Here is a 20,734-nt window from a genome sequence, read left to right as displayed (position 1 = left end):
GCCGAAGCCCTCTCCCCGTGCACGGGGAGAGGGGATGCAGCGTCGCCGCACGGTCTTGCTCCGGCATCCCCCGCCATCCATCTCAAATGGCCGAACGACGTGCTCGCCGACGGCCGAAAACTCGCCGGCATCCTCCTGGAAGCCGAGACGCTGCCGGGCGGGCGGCGGGCGGTGGTGATCGGTTTCGGGGTCAACGTCGCGGCGGCGCCCGACGGTTTGCCCTATCCGGCGGCGGCTCTGTCCGCCTTTTCCGCGGCGGATGCGCCGATGCTGCTCGAATTCCTGTCGGAACGGTTTGTGGAAGCCGTCCGGATCTGGAACAAGGGGCGCGGATTCTCGAACATCCGGCGGCGGTGGTTGGAGCGCGCGGCGGGGGTGGGTGCCCCCGTGTCGGTTCGCATGGCCGAGGCCACGCTGACGGGCATCTTTGAAACGATCGACGAGGGGGGGCGGCTCGTGATCCTCGCCCCGGATGGAACCCGACGAACCGTGACGGCGGGCGAGGTGCATTTCGGAAGTGCCGCGACGGCGGCCTGAGACTGGATAGACGAACAAGATGACGACACGGCAGGACGAACTCGTCTTCGTGCCGCTCGGCGGCGTGGGCGAGATCGGGATGAATGCGGGCCTCTACGGGATCGGACCCGAGAAGCAGCGCAAATGGATCATGGTCGATTGCGGAATGGGGTTTGCCGGCGAGGAGGGACTGCCGGGCGTCGACCTGATGTTCCCCGACCTCACCTTCATCGAGGAGCGCAGGAAAGATCTCCTCGGCATCTTCATCACCCACGCGCACGAGGACCATATCGGCGCGATCTCGGAGCTGTGGCCGCGGCTCAAGGCGCCGGTCTACGCCACGCGCTTCGCCAAGCAGCTTCTGGAGACCCGCCGCCTGTCCGAGCCCGGCGCGCCGAAGGTGGACCTGCGCGAGATCAAGCCGGGCCGGCGCGTCACCGTCGGCCCGTTCGAGCTCGAATTCGTGCCGGTGGCGCACTCGATTCCCGAATCGAACGCGGTGGCGATCCGCACCGAGCACGGCCTCGTGCTGCATACCGGCGACTGGAAGCTCGACGACACGCCGGTGGCGGGCGACTCGACCTCGCCGGACGCCTTCACCAAGCTCGGTGACGAGGGCATCCTCGCGCTGATCTGCGACTCGACCAACGTGCTGCGCGAGGGCCGTTCGCCGAGCGAGGCGGAGGTCTCCGCGACCCTGCGCAAGCTGATCGAGAACGCCCCCCACCGCGTGGCGGTGACGACCTTCGCCTCCAATGTCGCCCGCATCCGCGCCGTGGCGGAGGCCGCCCAGGCCTGCGGCCGCCAGGTGATCGCGGTCGGGCGCGCCATGGACCGGGTCATCGATGTCGCCCGCGAATGCGGCTACCTCGACGGCCTGCCGGACTTCCTCTCGGCCGATTCCTACTCGCACATCCCGCGCGACAAGGTGGTTTGCCTGCTCACCGGCTCGCAGGGCGAGCCGCGGGCGGCGATGTCGCGGGTCTCGCGCCACGACCATCCGGCAATCTCGCTGACCGCCGGCGACCGGGTGATCTTCTCCTCGCGCGCCATCCCCGGCAACGAGCGCGACGTCGGCGCCATCATCAACGACCTGATCGAGGACGGCATCGAGGTCATCACCGACCGCACCGAACTCGTCCACGTCTCGGGCCATCCCCGCCGCGAGGAGATGGTGTCGATGTATGGCTGGACCCGGCCGAAAGCGGTCGTGCCGGTCCACGGCGAGGCGCTGCATCTCGACGAGCACGCGCGCTTCGCCCGCTCGCAGGGCGTCGAGGCGGTGGTCAAGGCCCGCAACGGCGCGGTGGTGCGCCTCGCGCCGGGCAAGCCGGAAGTGGTCGAGCACGTCCGCGCCGGGCGGCTCTACAAGGACGGCAACGTCCTGATCGATTCCAAGGATCGGGCGATCCCCGAGCGGCGCAAGCTCGCCCAGACCGGCATCGTCTCGGTGGCGCTCGCCATCGACGAGCGCGGCGAGATGGCCGGCGAGCCGGCGGTCGACATCATGGGCCTGCCCAATCGCGGACGCGACGGCGAGCCGCTGCTCGACACCGTGGTCGACACGGTCAACCGGACGATCAACGGCCTGTCGCGCGGCAAGATGAAGGACTCGGAGGCCGTGGAGATCGCGGTCGACCGCGCCGTGCGCTCGGCCGTCAACGAGGCCTGGGGCAAGAAGCCCGCCTGCCACGTGCAGGTGGTGGAGGTGTGATAGACTGAAGAGGCGCCCCGTCATTGCGAGGCGAAGCCGAAGCAATCCAGCGCTCCGCATCATCCGGAGATGTCGCGCTACTGGATTGCTTCGCTGCCGCTCGCAATGACGGGAGCAGGGCAGGGAGGAAAACAAACATGATCGGACGGCTCAATCACGTCGCCATCGCGGTGAAGGACCTCGACGCGGCGACGGCGGTCTATCGCGACACGCTCGGCGCCAAGGTGACCGAGCCGCTGCCGCAGCCGGAGCACGGCGTGACGGTGGTGTTCGTCGAACTGCCCAACAGCAAGGTCGAGCTGATGTCGCCGCTCGGCGAGAACTCCACCATCCAGGGCTTCGTCGACAAGAACCCGGCCGGCGGCATCCACCACGTCTGCTACGAGGTCGAGGACATCATCGCCGCCCGCGACCAGATGAAGGCGGCCGGCGCCCGGGTTCTCGGCACCGGCGAGCCGAGGATCGGCGCCCACGGCAAGCCGGTGATCTTCCTCCACCCCAAGGATTTTCTGGGGACGCTGGTGGAGCTGGAGCAGGTCTGAAAGACCGGCTTCGACGCAATTCGGTCGGGCGCCGGCCCGGCCGTTCCTCGACCGTTCGAGAACGATGACCCGCTCGCCTCTTCGCACCCTGACCGCCTCGACCCCGCTGACCCTCCTGACGGTGGCGGTGCTGATCGCCCTGTTCGCGGCGGTGGCGGTGAAGGGGTTCGAGCTGACGGTGTTCGGCGCGCTGGCGCTCTACTTCGTCCTGTGGTGGACCTTCCTGTTCGCGATCCTGCCGCTGGGCAACGCCGCCGAGGCCGATCCGCAGCGGCTGGTGCCGGGCCAGGATCCGGGGGCGCCGGCGAGCCCGCGCCTGCGCGAAAAGGCCCTGCTGACGACGATCCTGGCTGCGGTCGCGTTCTTCGCAGCCCTTCTGATCTTCCCGCTCGCCCGGTTGTGAGGGCGAAGGGGCCGCGCCAAGCAGAGACGTCTGCTGCCCGCCGGTCAGCGACCTGAGACCGAGGTGGCGCGGGCCAGGGGACGCCCCAAAATAAAAAAGCAAGGCACGAGGCCTTGCTTTGAACAAATGCAGTCTGTTCCAGCCAGATTTTCTCGCGCATTTCTTACGGCGCGGCGGCTGATTGTTCCTCCCAAGACCCGGACCGTGCGCTGCCTCGTGGGCAACGACCATCACGGCGCTGCTTATAGGAAGAAGATTTCCCTTTGTCATCAGGCGAGAGACGGTTCGCGGCGCTTTTTTGCAAAGGGCGCGGCAAACCGCCCCCGTCCTCCGCTGGGGGAGGGGCGCGGCGCTGCTTCGCCGGCTTCGTTCCGCCTCATTGCGAACCGATCCTGTGTTGGCAGGGCGCTTGTGTTTTGCGGGGGCAATGTGTTGTGTGCCTTCGCACGCTGGCCTAGCTCCTCCCCCGGCTGCGCCCGCCGTCTTCCAAGGTCGATCGATGCGTCTCTCCCGCTACTTCCTGCCGATTCTGCGCGAGACGCCGAAGGAAGCGGAGATCGTCTCGCATCGGCTGATGCTGCGCGCCGGGATGATCCGTCAGGAGGCGGCCGGCATCTACGCGTGGCTGCCGCTGGGCCTGCGCGTCCTCAACAAGGTCTGCGACGTGATCCGCGCCGAGCAGGACCGCGCGGGCGCCGTCGAGATCCTGATGCCGACGATCCAGGCCGCGGATCTGTGGCGCGAGTCCGGCCGCTACGAGGCCTACGGCAAGGAGATGCTGCGCCTGAAGGACCGCCACGAGCGCGAATTGCTCTACGGCCCGACCGCGGAAGAGGTCGTCACCGAGATTTTTCGCGCGAGCGCCCGATCCTACAAGGATCTGCCCAAGAACCTCTATCAGATCTCGTGGAAGTTCCGCGACGAGGTGCGTCCGCGCTTCGGCACCATGCGCTCGCGCGAGTTCCTGATGAAGGACGGCTACTCGTTCGACATCGATCAGGCCGCCTCGCGCCACTCCTACAACAAGGTCTTCGTCTCCTACCTGCGCACCTTCGAGAGGCTCGGCCTGCGGGCGATCCCGATGCGGGCCGACACGGGTCCGATCGGCGGCGATCTCAGCCACGAATTCATCATCCTGGCCAAGACCGGCGAGAGCGAGGTCTTCTGCGACCGCGCCTATCTCGACATGCCGGTGCCGCCGCCGTCGGTCGATTTCGACGACGTGGCCGGGCTGCAGGGCGTCGTCGATGCCTGGACCTCGCACTACGCCGCCACCGACGAGATGCACGACGAGGCGGTCTTCGCCGAGGTGCCGGAGACCGCGCGGCTCTCCGCCCGCGGCATCGAGGTCGGCCACATCTTCTATTTCGGCACCAAGTACTCGGCGCCGATGAAGGCGGTCGTCACCGGCCCCGACGGGGCGGAGCGGCCGGTCCATATGGGCTCCTACGGCATCGGCCCGAGCCGGCTCGTGGCCGCGACCATCGAGGCGAGCCACGACGAGGCCGGCATCATCTGGCCGGACGCGATCGCCCCCTTCGACGTGGCCCTGATCAACCTCAAGGTCGGCGATGGCGCCTGCGACGGCGCCTGCGCCGAGATCCAGGCGGCTCTGGAGACGGCGGGCCTGTCGGTGCTCTACGACGACCGGGACGAGCGGCCGGGTGCCAAGTTCGCCACCGCCGACCTGATCGGTCTGCCCTGGCAGGTCATCGTCGGCCCGAAGGGGCTCGCCGAGGGCAAGGTCGAGCTGAAACGTCGCGCCAGCGGGGAGCGCGAGACCCTCGATCCGGTCGATCTCCCCGCCCGGATCCGGCGCGTCTGAGGATCGGCCGCGATGGCGCTCGCCTTGGGTAAGGGCCGCATCTCCCTGAGCGGCGTCCTGGCACGGCTGAGAAGCGCCCGTGCGAGCGCCTCCACCCCGCCCTTCGCGGGCTTCGAGTGGCTCATCGCCGGGCGCTACCTGCGGGCGCGCCGCCGGGGCGGCGGCGTCTCGGTGGTGGCCCTGTTCTCGGTGCTCGGCATCGCGGTGGGCGTGGCCACCCTCATCATCGTGCTCTCGGTGATGAACGGCTTCCGCTCGGAACTGCGCTCCAAGATCATCGGCCTCAACGGCCACGTCTTCGCCGCGCCGATCGACCGGCTCTTCACCGACTACGTCGATCTCTCGGACCGGCTGGAGAAGGTCGCGGGCGTGCGCGCCGTGGTGCCGATGGTGCAGGGGCAGGCCTTCGCCTCCTCGCCCTATGGCGGTTCCGGCGTGCTGGTGCGGGGCGTGCGCGAAGCCGACCTGCCGAAGATCCCGGCGATCTCCTCGGCCATCAAGAGCGGGACGCTGGAGGGCTTCGACGACGGCCAGGGCGTCGCCCTCGGCAAAAGGCTCGCCGATTCCCTCGGGCTGCAGGCGGGCGATCAGGTCACCCTCTCGACGCCGAAGGGCGCGAGCACTCCCTTCGGCACCGCCCCGCGCACCAAGGCCTACACCGTCAAGGCGATCTTCGAGATCGGCGTGACCGATTTCGACACCACCATGGCCTTCATGCCGCTCAACGAGGCCCAGGCCTTCTTCAACCGCGACGGCGACGTCAGCGTGATCGAGACCTACATCGACGACGCCGATGCGGTCGGCGAGATGCGCGAGCCCCTGGAGATGGCGGCCGAGCGCCCGATCCTCCTGACCGACTGGCGCCAGACCAACCGCACCTTCTTCGGCGCCCTGGAGGTGGAGCGGAATGTGATGTTCCTGATCCTCAACCTCATCGTGATCGTGGCGACGCTCAACATCATCTCGGGGCTGATCCTGCTGGTGCGCGACAAGTCCTCGGACATCGCGATCCTGCGCACCATGGGCGCGACGCCGGGCACGATCATGCGGGTCTTCCTCATCAACGGGGCGCTGATCGGCCTCGTCGGCACGGCGATCGGCCTCATCGGCGGCGTGCTGTTCACCCTCAACATCAAGCCGATCCAGCGCACCCTGTTTCCCACCGCCTGGGACCCCACCGTGCGCTTCCTCGCCGAGATCCCGGCGGAGATGAACACGAGCGAGGTCGTCATCATCGTGATCACCTCGATCCTGCTGTCGCTGGTGGCGACCCTCTATCCCTCCTGGCGCGCCGCCCGGCTCGATCCGGTGCAGGCCCTGCGCTACGGCTGACGGAACGCCCCGATCATGGCTCAGACGAATGCCGGCGGCGCCCAGCCCGTGCCGGCCCTGTTCTTCGCGGGCGTCCAGCGCCGCTACACGCAGGGCGAGGGCGCGCTCGAGATCCTGCGCGGGACCGATCTGGCGATCTGGCCGGGCGAGCTGGTCGCCCTGGTGGCGCCCTCGGGGGCGGGAAAGTCGACCCTGCTCCACATCGCCGGCCTCCTGGAGCGGCCCGACGGCGGCGAGGTCTATATCGGCGGCCAGCCGACCGCGGGCATGTCGGATGCCGAGCGCACCCGCCTGCGGCGGGAGGAGATGGGCTTCGTCTACCAGTTCCACCATCTGCTGCCCGAGTTCTCGGCGCTGGAGAACGTGGTGCTGCCCCAGCTCATCCGCGGGCTCGCCCGCAAGGAGGCCGAGGCCCGCGCCGCCGAACTCCTGAGCTTCCTCGGCCTCAAGGACCGCCTGCCGCACCGCCCGGCCGAACTCTCAGGCGGCGAGCAGCAGCGCGTCGCCATCGCCCGCGCGGTCGCCAACGGCCCCCGCCTGCTGCTCGCCGACGAGCCCACCGGCAACCTCGATCCGCAGACCTCGGGCCGGGTCTTCAACATCCTGCTCCAGCTCGTGCGCGCCTCCGGCCTCGCGGCACTGATCGCGACCCACAACATGGAACTCGCCGGCCGCATGGACCGGCGCGTGACCATCCGCGACGGGATGATCGAGCAGCTCTCATAAGCGGGCGTTCTTGCCAATGTTGTCAAATACGACAACAATGGCGGCATGACGCGGCGAACGCGCCCGATCTCGTGGATCAAGGCAGCCCGAAAGGCGTTCGAGTCGTTTCCGCCGGATGCTCGGCAGGAGTGCCTGCGCGCGCTCACCGTCGCCGCGGAAGGCGAGCGCGCCGACATCGTCAAGCCGATGCAAGGATTGGGGGCGGGCATCTGAAAAGTTGCGCTGCGCCACCGGGGAGATGCGTTCCGCGTCGTCTACGCCGTGCAGATCGGGAGCGATCTCTGGGTGCTTCACGCCTTTCAGAAGAAATCGACGAGCGGGATCAAGACACCGCAGCACGAGATCGACACCGTGCGTGAGCGCTTGAAGCGCCTGAAGGAGGCTCTCTCATGAGCGACGACTTCGAACTCGTCCGCGGCAGCGGCAACGTCTTCCGCGATTTCGGAAGCACGAACGCCGATGCCGAGCAATTGAAGGCGTTGCTCGGCGCCCAGATCATCGCCTGCCTCGACCGTCGCGGCCTGACCGTGAGAGCCGCCGAGGCGGCGACGGGAATCGCCGCCGCGGACTTCTCCCGCATCCGCCGGGTCAAGCTCGATCGCTTCACCGTTGATCGTCTCATGACCATCCTCAACCGGCTCGGCCAGCAGGTCGATGTCGTGGTCACGCTGCGCGAGCGACCTGCAGCTTGAGCCTTCAACCGGGCGTAGGAATTTTTTAACCACGCCCCACCCGCCATCCGGATTTGGGCTTTACAAAGAACAAAACAGGAACAAAAATCACTCCATCAACACGGAGTGGAAGCCATGACCAAGCGCGTGTTCCTCACCAGCCTCGTCGAATTCACCTCCTTCGGCCTGCTCTTCGGCGCGGTGGCGCTCTGGGCGGTAGCCTTGGCGCCGATCCATTAACGTCCTGCGTTCGGGCGCGGTTTGTTCCCGTTCCGAAAGCGTTGCGCACAGGAAATGGTGGCGGGCAGGCCTTTTCCGCCCCGCGTCGCGGGGGTGGGCGGCTTCGGCGGGGAAGAACGGTGGATATCGTCCCCGGTGCGGCGCATCGGTGACAGACTTGGAAGGGCCTGAGCGGCGATCTTAAGGGGCTCCGAGCAGGGTCCCCATGGCGCGCACACTCAAAGAAATCGGCTTCGTCCACCTCCACGTCCACTCGTCCTACTCGCTGCTCGAAGGCGGCGTGAAGGTCGCCGACTTGGTCAAGGCGGCGGCCGCCGACCGGCAGCCCGCGCTGGCGCTCACCGACACCAACAACCTGTTCGGCGCGCTCGAATTCTCGGAGAAGGCCGCCGGCACCGGCATCCAGCCGATCGCGGGCCTTCAGCTCACCGTCTGCTTCGAGGCGCCCGACCCGATGGCGCGCATGCCGCAGGCGGGCTGCGCCAACATCGTGCTGCTCGCCCAGGACGAGACCGGCTACGGCAACCTGCTGCGGCTCGGCAGCCGCGCCCATTTCGACGGCCCGCTCGGCGCCGCTCCCAACCTCGCCGTCTCGGCGCTGGAGGGCAATGTCGACGGGCTGATCGGCCTGACCGGCGGGCTCACGGGCCCGCTCGACACCAGCCTGCGCACCGGCCGCGCCGATCAGGCGGCGCGTCGCCTGGAGGTCCTGAAGGGGGCGTTCGGCGAGGAGCGCCTCTACGTCGAGATCCAGCGCCACGGCCTCGACGACGAGCGCGCGGTCGAGCGCGAATTGCTGCGCCTCGCCGACGGAAACGGCCTCGGCATCGTCGCGACGAACGAGCCGTTCTTCGCCAAGCCCGGCGATTACGACGCCCACGACGCCCTGCTCGCCATCGCGGAGGGCCGCCTCGTCTCCGACGAGCGCCGCCGCCGTCTCACGCCGCGCCACGCCTTCACGACGCGCGCCGAGATGATGGAGCTGTTCCGCGATCTGCCGGACGCGCTCGCGGCCTCCGTCGAGATCGCCATGCGCTGCGCCGTTCGGGCGCGCACCCGCAAGCCCATCCTGCCGAATTTTTCCAGCGTCGCGGCGGGCGAGCCCCCGCCCATGGCGGAGGCTCTGGCCGAGGCCGCCGAGGCGCCGGTCCGGGCGGTCGCCGCCGACGAGCCGACCGAGCTGTGCCGCCAGGCCGAGGCCGGGCTGGAATTGCGCCTGAAGCAACACGGCACCGCCCCCGGCTTCACCGAGGAGGATTACCGCGCGCGGCTGACGTTCGAGCTCGACGTCATCGTCAAGATGAAGTTCCCGGGCTACTTCCTGATCGTCTCGGACTTCATCAAGTGGGCCAAGGACCACGACATCCCCGTCGGGCCGGGCCGCGGCTCGGGCGCGGGCTCGCTGGTGGCGTGGTCGCTCCTCATCACCGACCTCGACCCGCTCCGCTTCGGCCTGCTGTTCGAGCGCTTCCTGAATCCCGAGCGCGTCTCGATGCCGGACTTCGACATCGACTTCTGCGTCGAGGGCCGCGAGCGGGTGATCCGCTACGTGCAGGAGCGCTACGGCGAGCGGCAGGTCGGGCAGATCATCACCTTCGGTACGCTCTTGGCCCGCGGCGTGCTGCGCGACGTCGGCCGCGTGCTGGAGATGCCCTACGGTCAGGTCGACAAGCTGACCAAGCTCGTGCCGCAGAATCCGGCGAACCCCGTGACCCTGGCGCAGGCGATCGAGGGCGAGCCGAAGCTGCAGCAGGCGATCGAGGAGGAGCCGATCGTCGCCCGGCTCATCGAGATCTCGAAGAAGCTCGAGGGCCTACACCGCCACGCCTCGACCCACGCCGCCGGCGTGGTGATCGGCGACCGGCCGCTCGAAGAGCTGGTGCCGCTCTACCGAGACCCGAAGACCGGGATGCGGGTGACCCAGTTCAATATGAAGTGGGTCGAGCAGGCGGGCCTCGTCAAATTCGACTTCCTCGGCCTCAAGACCCTCACCATGCTGCGGTGCTGCACCGACCTGCTGAAGCAGCGCGGCATCGACGTCGACCTCGCCCAGATCCCGCTCGACGACAAGAAAACCTACGAGCCGATGGGCCGCGGCGAGACGGTGGCGGTGTTCCAGGTGGAATCGGCCGGCATGCGGAAAGCGCTGTGCGAGATGCAGGCCGACCGCCTGGAGGACATCATCGCGCTGGTGGCGCTCTACCGGCCGGGCCCGATGGCCAACATCCCGGTCTATTGCGAGCGCAAGCTCGGGCGCGACGCCGGCAACGAGGCGAGCTGGTACCCGCACCCGATGCTGGAGCCGATCCTGCGGGAGACCTTCGGGATCATCGTCTACCAGGAACAGGTGATGGAGGTCGCCAAGGTTCTGGCCGGCTACACGCTCGGCGAGGCCGACATGCTCCGCCGCGCCATGGGCAAGAAGATCAAGGCGGAGATGGACGCCCAGCGCGACCGCTTCGTGAAGGGCTGCCTGGAGAGCGGAATTCCTGAGGGGAAAGCCAACGAGATCTTCGACCTCTTGGCCAAGTTCGCCGATTACGGCTTCAACAAGTCCCACGCGGCGGCCTACGCGCTGGTGACCTACCAGACCGCCTATCTGAAGGCGAACTATCCGGTCGAGTTCCTGGCTGCCGCCATGACGCTCGACATCGACAACACCGACAAGCTCGCCGAATTCCGCCAGGACGCGCAGCGGCTTAAGATCACCGTCGAGCCGCCCTCGGTGAACACCTCCGGCGTCGTCTTCGACGTGCGGGAGGGGCGCATCCTCTACGCGCTCGCCGCGATCAAGGGGGTCGGCCGCGCGGCGGTGGAATCGATCGTCGCCGCCCGCGGGGACACGCCGTTCAAGGACCTCGCCTGCTTCGCCCGGCGCCTCAACCCGCGCCACGTCAACAAGCGGACCCTGGAGAACCTGATCGCGGCGGGCGCGCTCGACTGCATCGAGCCCGACCGGGCGCGGGCCTGGGCCGCGGTCGAGCCGATGATGAAGATGGCGCAAGGCGCGGCCGAGGCCGAGACCTCCGGCATCACCGACATGTTCGGCGGCGTCGCCTCGGTCGATGTAGCTCTGCGTATCCCGCCGCACGAGTTCTGGACCCACACCGACAAGCTCAAGCGCGAGTGCGACGCCATCGGCTTCTTCCTCTCGGGCCACCCGCTCGACGAGTACGGGCCGATCCTCGAAAAGCTGCGGGTCCAGTCCTGGGCCGATTTCTGCCGGGCGGTGCGGGCGGGCTCGGCCAGCGTCGGCCGCATCGCCGCCTCGGTGCTCGACCGCTCGGAGCGGCGCACCAAGAGCGGCAACAAGCTCGGCATCGTCATCCTCTCGGACCAGACCGGCCACTTCGAGGCGATCATCTTCTCCGAAGGGCTCAACCAGTACCGCGACATCCTCGAACCCGGCCGTCCGCTGGTGCTGACGATCCAGGCGAACCTGGAGGGCGAGGACGTGCGCGCCCGCATCACCACCGCCGAGCCCCTCGATCAGGCTGCCGCCCGCCACCAGAAGGGGATGCGCATCTTCCTGCGCGACGACCGGGCCTTGAGTTCGGTGCAGCAGCGCCTGACCCTGCGCGGGGAGGGCGAGGTCTCGCTGATCCTGATCCTCGACGGCGGCGAGCGCGAGGTCGAGGTGCGCCTGAAGGACCGCTATCAGGCGACGCCGCAGGTCGCAGGCGCCCTGCGCGCCGTGCCGGGCGTGGTGCAGGTGGAGGTGAACTGAGACCGCCGCCGGACGAACCCGCCGGTAACCAAACCCGTCACCTCCGCAAGATATGGGTGTGACAGATCCGTTCGTGCCTCACCGCCGCCACAGCTCGGTGATTCTGCCAAGGTATGGTTCGGCCGATCGCGAGGTCACGGCATGGGCTCCGGCTGGCGGAGCCCGCCTGCCTCCGGGGAGCGGCCGAAGCCCTTGCGAATGCCGCGGCGCCGCGTAACCGCCGCCTGATGGAGTGTGGGATGACCGGACACGGTTTGAGACTGATGGCGGCCGCCGCCCTGGTGGGGCTGACCGGCGCCGCGCAGGCGGCGCAGTGCGGCAACACTGCCGCCGGCTTCGAGTCCTGGAAGGACGAGTTCATCGCCGAGGCCAAGGGGCGGGCGAGCCCGACGGCGCTGGCGGCTCTGGCCAACACCTCCTACTCCACCGCGACCATCTCGGCCGATCGCGGTCAGAAGAGCTTCAAGCTCTCCCTCGACCAGTTCCTGGCCAAGCGCGGCGGCAACACCATCGTCTCCCGCGGGCGCGCCCTCAAGGCGCAGAACGCGGCGCTCTTCGCCTCGATCGAGCAGCGCTACGGCGTGCCGCCGGGTCCGCTCCTGGCGATCTGGGGCATGGAGACCGGCTTCGGCGCCGTGAAGGGCAACGTCAACACGCTCTCGGCGGTGGCCACGCTGGCCTACGATTGCCGCCGCTCGGCCTACTTCACCGAGCAGCTCTACGCCGCGCTCAAGCTCGTCGACAGCGGCGTGCTGACGCCGACGACCCGGGGCGCCGCCCACGGCGAGGTCGGCCACACCCAGTTCCTCCCGAAGAACGTGCTGACCTACGGCGTCGGCGGCAGCCTCGACAGCGCCCCGGTCGCGCTGAACTCCACGGCCAACTTCCTGAAGGGCCATGGCTGGCAGCGCGGCGCGGGCTACCAGCCCGGCGAGCCGAACTTCGCGGCGATCCAGGGCTGGAACGCCGCCGGCGTCTATCAGCGCGCCATCGCGCTCCTCGGCGCCCGGATCGACGGGCAGTAGTCCTTCGATCCGTCACCGCGAGCGGAGCGAAGCAGTCCAGGGCGCGACCGTGCCGGGTAGGGCGGTGCTCTGGATCACTTCGGCTCCGCCTCGCGATGACGGACGAGCGGCGACGCGCATCCTTCCCGCAGCCGCTCGGCCACGAGCGCCTGGAGCGACCACAGGTGCCGGTCGTGGATGCCGAGCCGGGCGCAGGCTTCCACGGTGCGGAACAGATACTCGGCGCTCGGGCCGAGATGCCCGCAGGCCGTCGCGATCCTGCGCGCGAGCTCTTCGTCGGAGAGGCGGCCGGCGTAGCGGTCGCTCCGCCGGTTCACCATGAAGGTCAGGGCCGTGACCGGTCCGGCCGCCGTCTCGACCGTGACCCAGCGCCCCTCGTAGCCCTTGCCCTTCATCTCCCGCCGCCAGACCGGCATCAGGGTCGCGTGCGGGTCGGCATCGTCCAGCCGGAAGGCGACGCCGCGGCAGATCCCGCCCCGGTCGAGCCCCAGAACGAGGCCCGGATTCTCCGGCGTGCCGCGATAGCGCCGCTGCAGCAGGCAGAAGCGGCGGTGCCACCCCCGCAGCGTGCCGAGCCGCTGCTCGGTGAAGGCGAATTCCGGGCTCCACAGCAGCGACCCGTAGGCGAACACCCACAGGCCCCCGTCGGCCGAGGCGCGGCGCGCCAGCATCGCGTCGAGTTCGGGCGCGAGGTCGTCGTCGGCGAGCAGCGTCAGCGCGTTCGGGTCGTCGGAAACGGGGTCGGGATGGGCACGGGCGATCAGGTCGAGGGAGAGCGACAGGGGACGAAGGGCCATCGGGCCGGAGCGGAGCATTTTCGGGGACGTGCGCGCAACCCCGTTCAGGCCCCCGGCGAATCCAATTCCGGAAACGGCTCGCTGCGGTGCCCCTCGCACACTTCCTCCTCGTCGCGCAGGACGGTGAGCGCGCCGGCCTCCTCCCGCACCACGAGCTTCGGCCGCTCCGGCTTGCCGAAGGTGCGGCCGCTCATCCGGGTCGAGACGCAGTAGAGCCGGCGGCCGCCATCCTCGAACGGGCCGGCGATCCGGCTGTGGGCGAACCGCACCGGGATCAGCGAGACCGAGCCGAAGGCGACCTGCCGCAGGGCCAGGGCGGCGATGCGCTCGCGCACCGTGCCGGTGGAGGCCGCCGGTGCGGTCGGTGCCGCGGTCGCGGTGCAGCCGCCGGCCGCGAGGACCATCGCCAGCACCACTCCACCGCGCCGCCCGACCATCGCCGAATCTCCCGAACGGCAGAAAGCTTAGCAATTTCGCGCATGGCGGGAAACGGGTTCGCCGTCGCAACCCGATTTCGCTGCGCGAGGCAGTCCCGTTCCGGCCCCGGAATGATTATCTCTCTCTCATGCAATGGATCGACGAAGGCCTCGTGATCGGCCTGCGCAAGCACGGCGAGACCGGGGTCGTGCTCGAACTGATGACGCCGGAGCACGGCCGCCATCTCGGGCTCGTCCATGGCGGGCGCTCGCGGCGGATGCAGCCGATGCTCCAGCCCGGCAACACGCTGCGCGCCACGTGGCGGGCGCGGCTCGACGGGGCGCTCGGCTCCTACGCCGTCGAGCCGCTGACCATGAACGCCTCGCGGCTGATGGATTCGGGGCTGGCGCTCTACGGCATCGGCCATCTCTCCACGCTGCTGCGGCTCCTGCCCGAGCGCGACCCGCATCCGGCGCTCTACGAGGCGGCGCAGATCCTGATCGCCCATCTCGACGAACCGGAGATCGCACCCGCGCTGATGGTCCGGTTCGAACTCGCCCTGCTCGCCGGCCTCGGCTTCGGCCTCGACCTGTCGCATTGCGCGGCGACCGGCGCCAACGACGCCCTGGTCTACGTCTCGCCGAAGAGTGGGCGGGCGGTCAGCGCCTCGGCGGGGGAACCCTATCGTGACCGCCTGCTCGCCCTGCCGCCCTTCCTGCGCGACCGCGACCAGCCCGGCAGCGGCTGGCGCATGCCGGACGGCCAGGACGTTCGGGAGGGGTTTACCTTGACGGGATATTTCCTCGATCAGCACGTCTGGCGCCCGAGGCAGCAGGGCGCGCCGGAGGAGCGGGCACGATTCGTCGCACTCGGCACTGGCCAGGGGTGATGATGTTCGTGTTATGTTCCTGCGTGATTTCGAAGGGAACGCGGTCGGTCCTGCCGGACCGCGGGGACGGATGCGGGCGAGGGGCCGGCATCCGGTCCGGATTGACGATGGGGAGTGAGTGATGGGTCAGCCCGTCCTGCCGCCGCCGGGCGACGGCATCGAGAGCGTCGAGCTGAAGACGGCGCTGGAAGAGCGCTACTACGCCTACGCGCTCTCCACGATCATGCAGCGCGCGCTGCCCGATGCCCGCGACGGCCTGAAGCCCGTGCACCGGCGCATCCTCTACGGCATGCGCCTGCTCCGGCTCGATCCGAGTTCGGCGTTCAAGAAATGCGCGAAGATCGTCGGCGACGTGATGGGTGACTTCCACCCCCACGGCGACCAGGCGATCTACGACGCGCTGGTGCGCCTCTCCCAGGACTTCGCCCAGCGCTACCCCCTGGTCGATGGCCAGGGCAATTTCGGCAATATCGACGGCGACGGCCCGGCCGCCTACCGCTACACCGAGGCGCGTCTCACCGAGGTCGCCCGGCTCCTGCTCGACGGGATCGACGAGGACACGGTCGATTTCCGGCCCTCCTACAACGGCGAGAAGGAGGAGCCCGTCGTCCTGCCGGCGGCCTTCCCGAACCTTCTGGCCAACGGCTCGCAGGGCATCGCGGTCGGCATGGCGACCTCGATCCCGCCGCACAACGCCGCCGAACTCTGCGACGCGGCGCTCTACCTGATCCAGAACCGCGAGGCGACCTCGGAGCAGCTCTGCACCTTCGTGCAGGGGCCGGACTTCCCCACCGGCGGCATCCTGATCGATTCACCCGACGTGATCCGTGAGGCCTACCGCACCGGCCGCGGCGGGTTCCGCGTCCGCGCGCGCTGGGCCAAGGAGGATCTCGGCCGCGGCACCTGGAACATCGTCGTCACCGAGATCCCCTACGGCGTGCCGAAGGCGCGGCTCATCGAGAAGCTCGCCGACCTCCTCCAGGAGAAGAAGCTGCCGCTTCTCGCCGACGTGCGCGACGAATCGGCCGAGGACGTGCGCGTCGTGCTGGAGCCGCGCTCGCGCTCGGTCGATCCGGTGATGCTGATGGAATCGCTGTTCCGGCTCTCGGAGCTGGAGGCGCGGGTCCCACTGAACCTCAACGTGCTGGTCGGCGGCGTCGTGCCCCGCGTCATCGGACTGGCGGAGTGCCTGCGGGAATGGGTCGATCACCGCCGGGTCGTGCTCCAGCGCCGCTCCGGCTATCGCCTCGGCCAGATCGAGCGCCGCCTGGAGATCCTCGGCGGACTGCTCATCGTCTATCTCGACCTCGACGAGGTGATCCGCATCATCCGCGAGGAGGACGAGCCGAAGGCGGCCCTGATGGCGCGGTTCGAACTCACCGAACTCCAGGCCAACGCCATCCTCGACACCCGCCTGCGCTCCCTGCGCCGGCTGGAGGAGATGGAGCTCAAGCGCGAGTTCGAGGAGCTGACGAAGGAGAAGGAGGGGATCGAGGCCCTGCTCGGTTCCGAGAAGCTCCAGTGGACGGAGATCACCAAGCAGATCCGCGCGGTGAAGAAGACGTTCGGGCCCGAGACCAAGCTGGGCAAGCGGCGCACCACCCTCGAGAACCCGCCCGACACCGCCGGCATCGACTTCACCGCCGCCATGGTCGAGCGCGAGCCGATCACGGTCATCCTGTCCGAGAAGGGCTGGATCCGGGCGCTCAAGGGGCACGTGACCGAGTTGGCGGGGGTCGCCTTCAAGGGCGACGACACCCTGAAGGTCTCTTTCCTCAGCGAGACCACGGCAAAGATCCTGCTGCTCGCCTCGAACGGCAAGGTCTTCACCCTCGAAGCCTCGAAGCTGCCCGGCGGGCGCGGCTTCGGCGATCCGGTGCGGCTGATGGTCGATCTCGACGACGGCACCGAGATCGTCGCGGCGCTGCCCTACAAGCCGGACAGCAAGCTGCTGGTGGCGGGCTCCGACGGGCGCGGCTTCATCGCGCCCTCCGACGCGCTGGTCGCCAACACCCGGAAAGGAAAGGCGATCCTCGGGCTCGACGAGGGGGTCAGCGCGGTGCTGCTGGTGCCGGCCGAGGGCGACCACATCGCTGTCTGCTCGTCCGACAAGCTGATGCTGGTCTTCCCGGCCTCCGAGGTGACGGAGCTCGGCCGTGGCAAGGGCGTGCGCCTGCAGCGCTGCCGCCAGAGCCAGCTCGCCGACGCCTGCGTCTTCACCCTGGCGGAGGGCCTGCCCTGGCGCGACGGCTCGGGTCAGGCGCGGCTCGCTCAGAGCGCGATGCTGGAGAAGTGGATGGGCCACCGGTCCGATGCCGGCACGCTGATGACCCGCAGCTTCCCGAAATTCGAGCGGTTCGGGAAGTAATTTCTTGGGATTTTGGGGCGGTGCTCAACGAGTCCGATCGACCGAAGGGCCGCCTCGTGAAGTCCTTCCCGTCATTGCGAGGCGGAGCCGAAGCAATCCAGCGCTCCGCCCTTTCCGGAGAGCTCGCGCCGCTGGATCGCTTCGCCGAGGCTCGCGATGACGGCGGACGATGCGAAGGCGTCGCCTCAGCGGCGGCGGAACTGCTGGCCGCCGCGCTGGGGCGGACGCGGGCCGGAGGAGCGCTCGTCCTTGTGGCGGAACACGAGGCGGCCCTTTTCCAGGTCGTAGGGGGACATCTCGACGGTGACGCGGTCGCCGGCCAGGGTCTTGATGCGGTTCTTCTTCATCTTGCCGGCCGTGTAGGCGACGATCTCGTGACCCTGGTCGAGCTGCACGCGGTAGCGCGCGTCCGGCAGGATCTCGACGACCAAGCCGTCGAACTGCATCAATTCCTCTTTCGCCATGCACCTGTCTCCGGCCGGGCTGCCTGCACGGGGCGCTCCGGCAAATTCAAAAATCGGTCTGTCGTGCGAAACGCGCGGCGCTGCGGGTCCGATCCGCTCGGGACGAGAGGCGTCAGCGATGCCGGGCGTCGGGCGCCTTTCGCGAAACTCCCGGATCGGGGAGTCCTCCCTTCGGCCGGACAAGCGGCGCGACGGGCGTTTCGCGAAGGGCACCAAGCCTGCGACTTAAGCGTCGGAGGCGGTTTGTGCAAGAATATCCGCGGCGGAACGGCCGCTTGACCTCAACCAAAGGTGGGTTTCGCGGCCTTCACCGTCTCGGAACGGCCCTATGGCGAAACTTCGTTGCCGGCAAAGTCGAGCCGCCCGTCGGGAAGCCGGCGCCAGGCCTGGACCGTGAAGGGTGGCTTCACGAGGTCGCCGCCCGCGTCGAACGCCACCTCGCCGAGCACCGTGCGAAGGGGCACACCGCTATGCAGGGTGGCCGCGACCTTGGCCGGCTCGACCGAGCGCGCGCCCTCGATCCCCTGGCGCAGGACCTCGACCGCCGCGTAGGCCGGGGCGGCGAACATCTCGGCCTCCGAGCTCCGCGGCGTCCGGGTACCCTTCGGCTCGGGCAGGCGAGGGGGCGCGGGCGACACCGTCATCAGCGTGCCCTCGGCCCCGGGAACTTGCGAAAACTCCCTGTCGAGCAGCCCGTCGCTGCCGATCACCACTGTCGTCAGGCCGGCCTCGCGCATCGCCCGGATCAACCCCGCGGCCGGGGCGGACAGGCCGCCGAAATAGAGCGCCTCGATCCCGAGTGCCCGCAGCTTGGCGACGAGGGCGGCCGTCTCGCGGTCGTCGCGGGAGACGCCCTCGAACAGGCGCTCCTGCCCGCCGCGGGCTTTCAAGGCGCGGGCGGCCTCGTCGGCGAGGCCGCGGCCGAAGCTGGTCTTGTCGTGGACGATGGCGACCGGCTTGCCGCGGAAGCGCTCGGCGAGCAGCGCGCCGCCGAGCGCGCCCTGCTGTGCGTCGCTGCCGGAGAGCCGGAACAGCAGGCCGGCACCGCGGCGGGTCAGCGGCGCCCAGGTCGCGCCGGGCGTGACCGAGACGATGCCGGCCTCCTCGTAGACCGGGCTCGCCGCAGCCGCCGCCCCGGAGGTCAGGGGGCCGATAACGAAGCGCACGCCGCTGCCGGCGATCGGACGCGACCGCGCCGGCGCCTGCTTCGGGTCGGCGGCATCGTCCTGCACCACGAGCTGGAGCTTGCGGCCCAGCACCCCGCCCGCGCGGTTGATCTCGGCGACCGCCTGCTCGGCGCCGAGCCGCGCCCCCTGGCCGAACCCGGCATCCGGCCCGCTCAAGGGGGCGGCGAGCCCGATCCTCAGCGGATCGGCGGCGCCGGCGGGACCCGCGAGCGTCAGGGCGAGAAGGGTTGCCAACGCGCTCCGCTTCGTCACACCACCCCCCGTCCGGCCGCCGGAATGTCCCCGGATCTTGATGCGGCCCGCTCGCGGCGCTGGCAAGCGCCGCCGTTGGCCGCATCCCGGGCCGCATTGCGGAACGGGCCGGGACGCCTACCTCTCCGGAGACGGGACGGTCGGGGGCGGCGGAACCGAAGCTTTCAGGACGTGAAGCCCATGCTCTCCACCGAGGACGACATCCTGCGCGCCGCCGAGGGCTGGCGGCGCGAGGGGCGCGCGGTCGCGCTCGCCACCGTGATCGAGACCTGGGGCTCGGCGCCCCGCCCGGTCGGAAGCCACCTCGTCATCGACGGCGACAGCCGCTTCCTCGGCTCGGTCTCCGGCGGCTGCGTCGAGGGCGAGGTCATCACCGAGGCGCTCGACGTGATCGCGGACGGGCGCTCCCGCACCCTGGAATTCGGCGTCGCCGACGAGACGGCGTGGCGGGCCGGCCTCTCCTGCGGCGGCCGCATCCGCGTCTTCGTCGAACGCATCGACTGATTTTTCCGCGCGACCACCGTTTTCCCCGCGAGCGCGTGCCCGCCTCGCATCGAGCGACAGATCCCATGCGCCTCGACATCCTGTCGGCCCTCAACGCGGAGCGCGCGGCGCGCCGCCCGGCCCTGATCGTCACCGATCCCGAGGATGGCGGTCAGCGCCTCGTGCGCGCCGCCGAGATCGACGCCGATCCGCTCGGCCCCCTGCTGCGCGAGCGCCTGCGCAGCGGCCGCAGCGGCCTCGGCGAGGGCCCGGACGGGCGTCCCGTCTTCGTGGCCGTCCACGCGCCGCCGGTGCGCTTCGTCGTGGTGGGGGCCGTCCATATCTCGCAGGCGCTGGTGCCGCTCGCGGGAGGGCTCGATCTCGACCTCACGGTGATCGATCCCCGCACCGCGTTCGCCAGCCCGGAGCGGTTTCCCGGTGTGCGCCTGATCGCCGAATGGCCGGACGAGGCGCTCGCCGCCATCGGCCCGCTCGATGCCTACACGGCGCTCGCCGCCCTCACCCACGACCCGAAGATCGACGATCCCGCCCTCGTCGCGGCCCTGCGGGCGGATTGCGCCTATATCGGCGCCCTGGGCTCGCGAAAGACCCATGCGCGGCGCGTCGAGCGCCTCGGGGAGGCGGGGTTCGACGCGGCGGCGATCGGCCGGATCCACGCGCCGATCGGGCTCGATATCGGTGCGGTCTCGCCCGCCGAGATCGCCCTGTCGATCCTCGCCGAGCTCGTCGCGACCCTGCGCAAGGGGCGCATCGAGGGCCGCGACGCGGCGCCGACGGGACGCTGAGCCGATGCAGTTCGGACCGGTCGCGACACGCGACAGCGCAGGGCTCATCGCCGCCCATACCGTGCGCGCCGAGGGCGCGGGCCTGAAGAAGGGGCAGCCGATCCCGGCGGAGGAGGCCCTGCGGCTGGCCGAATCCGGAATCCCCGAGATCCTGGCCGTGCGGCTCGAGCCCGGCGATGTCGGTGAGGACGCGGCGGCGGCCCGCCTCGCCGGCCATCTCGCCGGGGCGGGGTTGCGGGCGGAGGCGCCGTTCACCGGGCGCTGCAACCTCTTCGCCGAGGCCGCGGGGGTGTTCGTGGTCGCGCCGGCCTGCGTCGACGCGGTCAACGCGGTCGACGAGGCGATCACGG

At 69.7% G+C, this 20,734-nt stretch carries 20 protein-coding genes and 1 pseudogene; 16 read left to right on the top strand and 5 right to left on the bottom strand.

The window, feature by feature from the left end; genetic code table 11:
- The 7 genes from MFF42_RS21435 to MFF42_RS21405 form a co-directional block, all read left to right on the top strand.
- Positions 1-537 (top strand): biotin--[acetyl-CoA-carboxylase] ligase (locus tag MFF42_RS21435; protein WP_238257592.1); only part of this gene is annotated, 537 nt, incomplete at its 5' end.
- A 19-nt stretch (positions 538-556) separates the two neighbouring features.
- Positions 557-2,230, top strand: a complete 1,674-nt coding sequence (locus MFF42_RS21430; RefSeq protein ID WP_238257590.1) for a ribonuclease J — start codon at positions 557-559, stop codon at positions 2,228-2,230.
- Positions 2,231-2,367: 137 nt separating this feature from the next.
- Positions 2,368-2,772, top strand: a complete 405-nt coding sequence (gene mce / locus MFF42_RS21425; protein WP_003598176.1) for a methylmalonyl-CoA epimerase — start codon at positions 2,368-2,370, stop codon at positions 2,770-2,772.
- 64 nt (positions 2,773-2,836) lie between these two features.
- Positions 2,837-3,175 (top strand): DUF1467 family protein, encoded by a 339-nt coding sequence (locus MFF42_RS21420; RefSeq protein WP_238257589.1) that lies wholly within the window; start codon positions 2,837-2,839, stop codon positions 3,173-3,175.
- Positions 3,176-3,674: 499 nt separating this feature from the next.
- On the top strand, positions 3,675-5,000 hold the full coding sequence (proS, locus tag MFF42_RS21415) for a proline--tRNA ligase (RefSeq protein ID WP_238257588.1): 1,326 nt from the start codon (positions 3,675-3,677) through the stop codon (positions 4,998-5,000).
- Positions 5,001-5,012: 12 nt separating this feature from the next.
- A complete protein-coding gene (locus MFF42_RS21410) occupies positions 5,013-6,332 on the top strand; it encodes a lipoprotein-releasing ABC transporter permease subunit (protein ID WP_238257586.1) in 1,320 nt (439 codons plus the stop codon).
- 15 nt (positions 6,333-6,347) lie between these two features.
- Positions 6,348-7,058 carry an ABC transporter ATP-binding protein gene (locus MFF42_RS21405; protein WP_238257584.1) on the top strand — a complete coding sequence of 237 codons (711 nt, stop codon included), beginning with the start codon at positions 6,348-6,350 and terminating at the stop codon, positions 7,056-7,058.
- Here the strand turns inward: MFF42_RS21405 and MFF42_RS21400 are convergent.
- Complete coding sequence (locus MFF42_RS21400) at positions 7,053-7,397, bottom strand: hypothetical protein (protein ID WP_238257582.1); 345 nt, start codon at positions 7,395-7,397, stop codon at positions 7,053-7,055. The genes MFF42_RS21405 and MFF42_RS21400 overlap by 6 nt on opposite strands.
- Here MFF42_RS21400 and MFF42_RS26615 point away from each other — a divergent pair.
- The 4 genes from MFF42_RS26615 (at position 7,344) to MFF42_RS21385 (ending at position 12,721) form a co-directional block, all read left to right on the top strand.
- Positions 7,344-7,451, top strand: coding sequence for a type II toxin-antitoxin system RelE/ParE family toxin (locus MFF42_RS26615; protein ID WP_350395590.1), 108 nt, complete (start codon positions 7,344-7,346; stop codon positions 7,449-7,451). The genes MFF42_RS21400 and MFF42_RS26615 overlap by 54 nt on opposite strands.
- Complete coding sequence (locus MFF42_RS21395; RefSeq protein WP_238257581.1) at positions 7,448-7,750, top strand: helix-turn-helix domain-containing protein; 303 nt, start codon at positions 7,448-7,450, stop codon at positions 7,748-7,750. The genes MFF42_RS26615 and MFF42_RS21395 overlap by 4 nt, the downstream gene beginning before the upstream one ends.
- Before the next feature lie 424 nt (positions 7,751-8,174).
- Complete coding sequence (gene dnaE, locus MFF42_RS21390) at positions 8,175-11,696, top strand: DNA polymerase III subunit alpha (RefSeq protein ID WP_238257579.1); 3,522 nt, start codon at positions 8,175-8,177, stop codon at positions 11,694-11,696.
- 239 nt (positions 11,697-11,935) lie between these two features.
- Positions 11,936-12,721, top strand: a complete 786-nt coding sequence (locus MFF42_RS21385; RefSeq protein WP_238257577.1) for a lytic murein transglycosylase — start codon at positions 11,936-11,938, stop codon at positions 12,719-12,721.
- Positions 12,722-12,795: 74 nt separating this feature from the next.
- On the opposite strand, the gene MFF42_RS21380 is transcribed toward MFF42_RS21385, so the two are convergent.
- Entirely contained in the window at positions 12,796-13,518 is a 723-nt protein-coding gene (locus tag MFF42_RS21380) for a gamma-glutamylcyclotransferase (RefSeq protein WP_238257575.1), read from the bottom strand.
- 44 nt (positions 13,519-13,562) lie between these two features.
- The gene (locus tag MFF42_RS21375) at positions 13,563-13,955 is read right to left on the bottom strand and encodes a hypothetical protein (protein WP_238257573.1); all 393 of its coding nucleotides are present in this window, start codon (positions 13,953-13,955) and stop codon (positions 13,563-13,565) included.
- 128 nt (positions 13,956-14,083) lie between these two features.
- On the opposite strand from MFF42_RS21375, the gene recO reads away from it, so the two are divergent.
- Both recO and parC read left to right on the top strand, forming a co-directional pair.
- On the top strand, positions 14,084-14,824 hold the full coding sequence (gene recO, locus MFF42_RS21370) for a DNA repair protein RecO (protein WP_238257571.1): 741 nt from the start codon (positions 14,084-14,086) through the stop codon (positions 14,822-14,824).
- 121 nt (positions 14,825-14,945) lie between these two features.
- Complete coding sequence (gene parC / locus MFF42_RS21365; RefSeq protein ID WP_238257569.1) at positions 14,946-17,192, top strand: DNA topoisomerase IV subunit A; 2,247 nt, start codon at positions 14,946-14,948, stop codon at positions 17,190-17,192.
- Positions 17,193-17,377: 185 nt separating this feature from the next.
- Here parC and infA read toward each other — a convergent pair whose 3' ends face one another.
- Both infA and MFF42_RS21355 read right to left on the bottom strand, forming a co-directional pair.
- The gene (infA, locus tag MFF42_RS21360; RefSeq protein WP_017486696.1) at positions 17,378-17,656 is read right to left on the bottom strand and encodes a translation initiation factor IF-1; all 279 of its coding nucleotides are present in this window, start codon (positions 17,654-17,656) and stop codon (positions 17,378-17,380) included.
- A 326-nt stretch (positions 17,657-17,982) separates the two neighbouring features.
- A complete protein-coding gene (locus MFF42_RS21355; RefSeq protein WP_238257567.1) occupies positions 17,983-19,095 on the bottom strand; it encodes a branched-chain amino acid ABC transporter substrate-binding protein in 1,113 nt (370 codons plus the stop codon).
- Positions 19,096-19,275: 180 nt separating this feature from the next.
- Between MFF42_RS21355 and MFF42_RS21350 the strand changes: the two genes are divergently transcribed.
- The 3 genes and pseudogenes from MFF42_RS21350 to MFF42_RS21340 all read left to right on the top strand — a co-directional run.
- Complete coding sequence (locus tag MFF42_RS21350; RefSeq protein ID WP_238257566.1) at positions 19,276-19,599, top strand: XdhC family protein; 324 nt, start codon at positions 19,276-19,278, stop codon at positions 19,597-19,599.
- A 65-nt stretch (positions 19,600-19,664) separates the two neighbouring features.
- On the top strand, positions 19,665-20,384 hold the full coding sequence (locus MFF42_RS21345; protein ID WP_238257564.1) for an XdhC family protein: 720 nt from the start codon (positions 19,665-19,667) through the stop codon (positions 20,382-20,384).
- 4 nt (positions 20,385-20,388) lie between these two features.
- Positions 20,389-20,734: pseudogene (locus MFF42_RS21340) on the top strand (molybdopterin-binding protein); the annotation flags it as partial.

It is taken from the genome of Methylorubrum podarium, assembly GCF_022179745.1.
Classification (GTDB): domain Bacteria; phylum Pseudomonadota; class Alphaproteobacteria; order Rhizobiales; family Beijerinckiaceae; genus Methylobacterium; species Methylobacterium podarium.
This window is presented reverse-complemented; position numbering and strand designations above follow the sequence as displayed.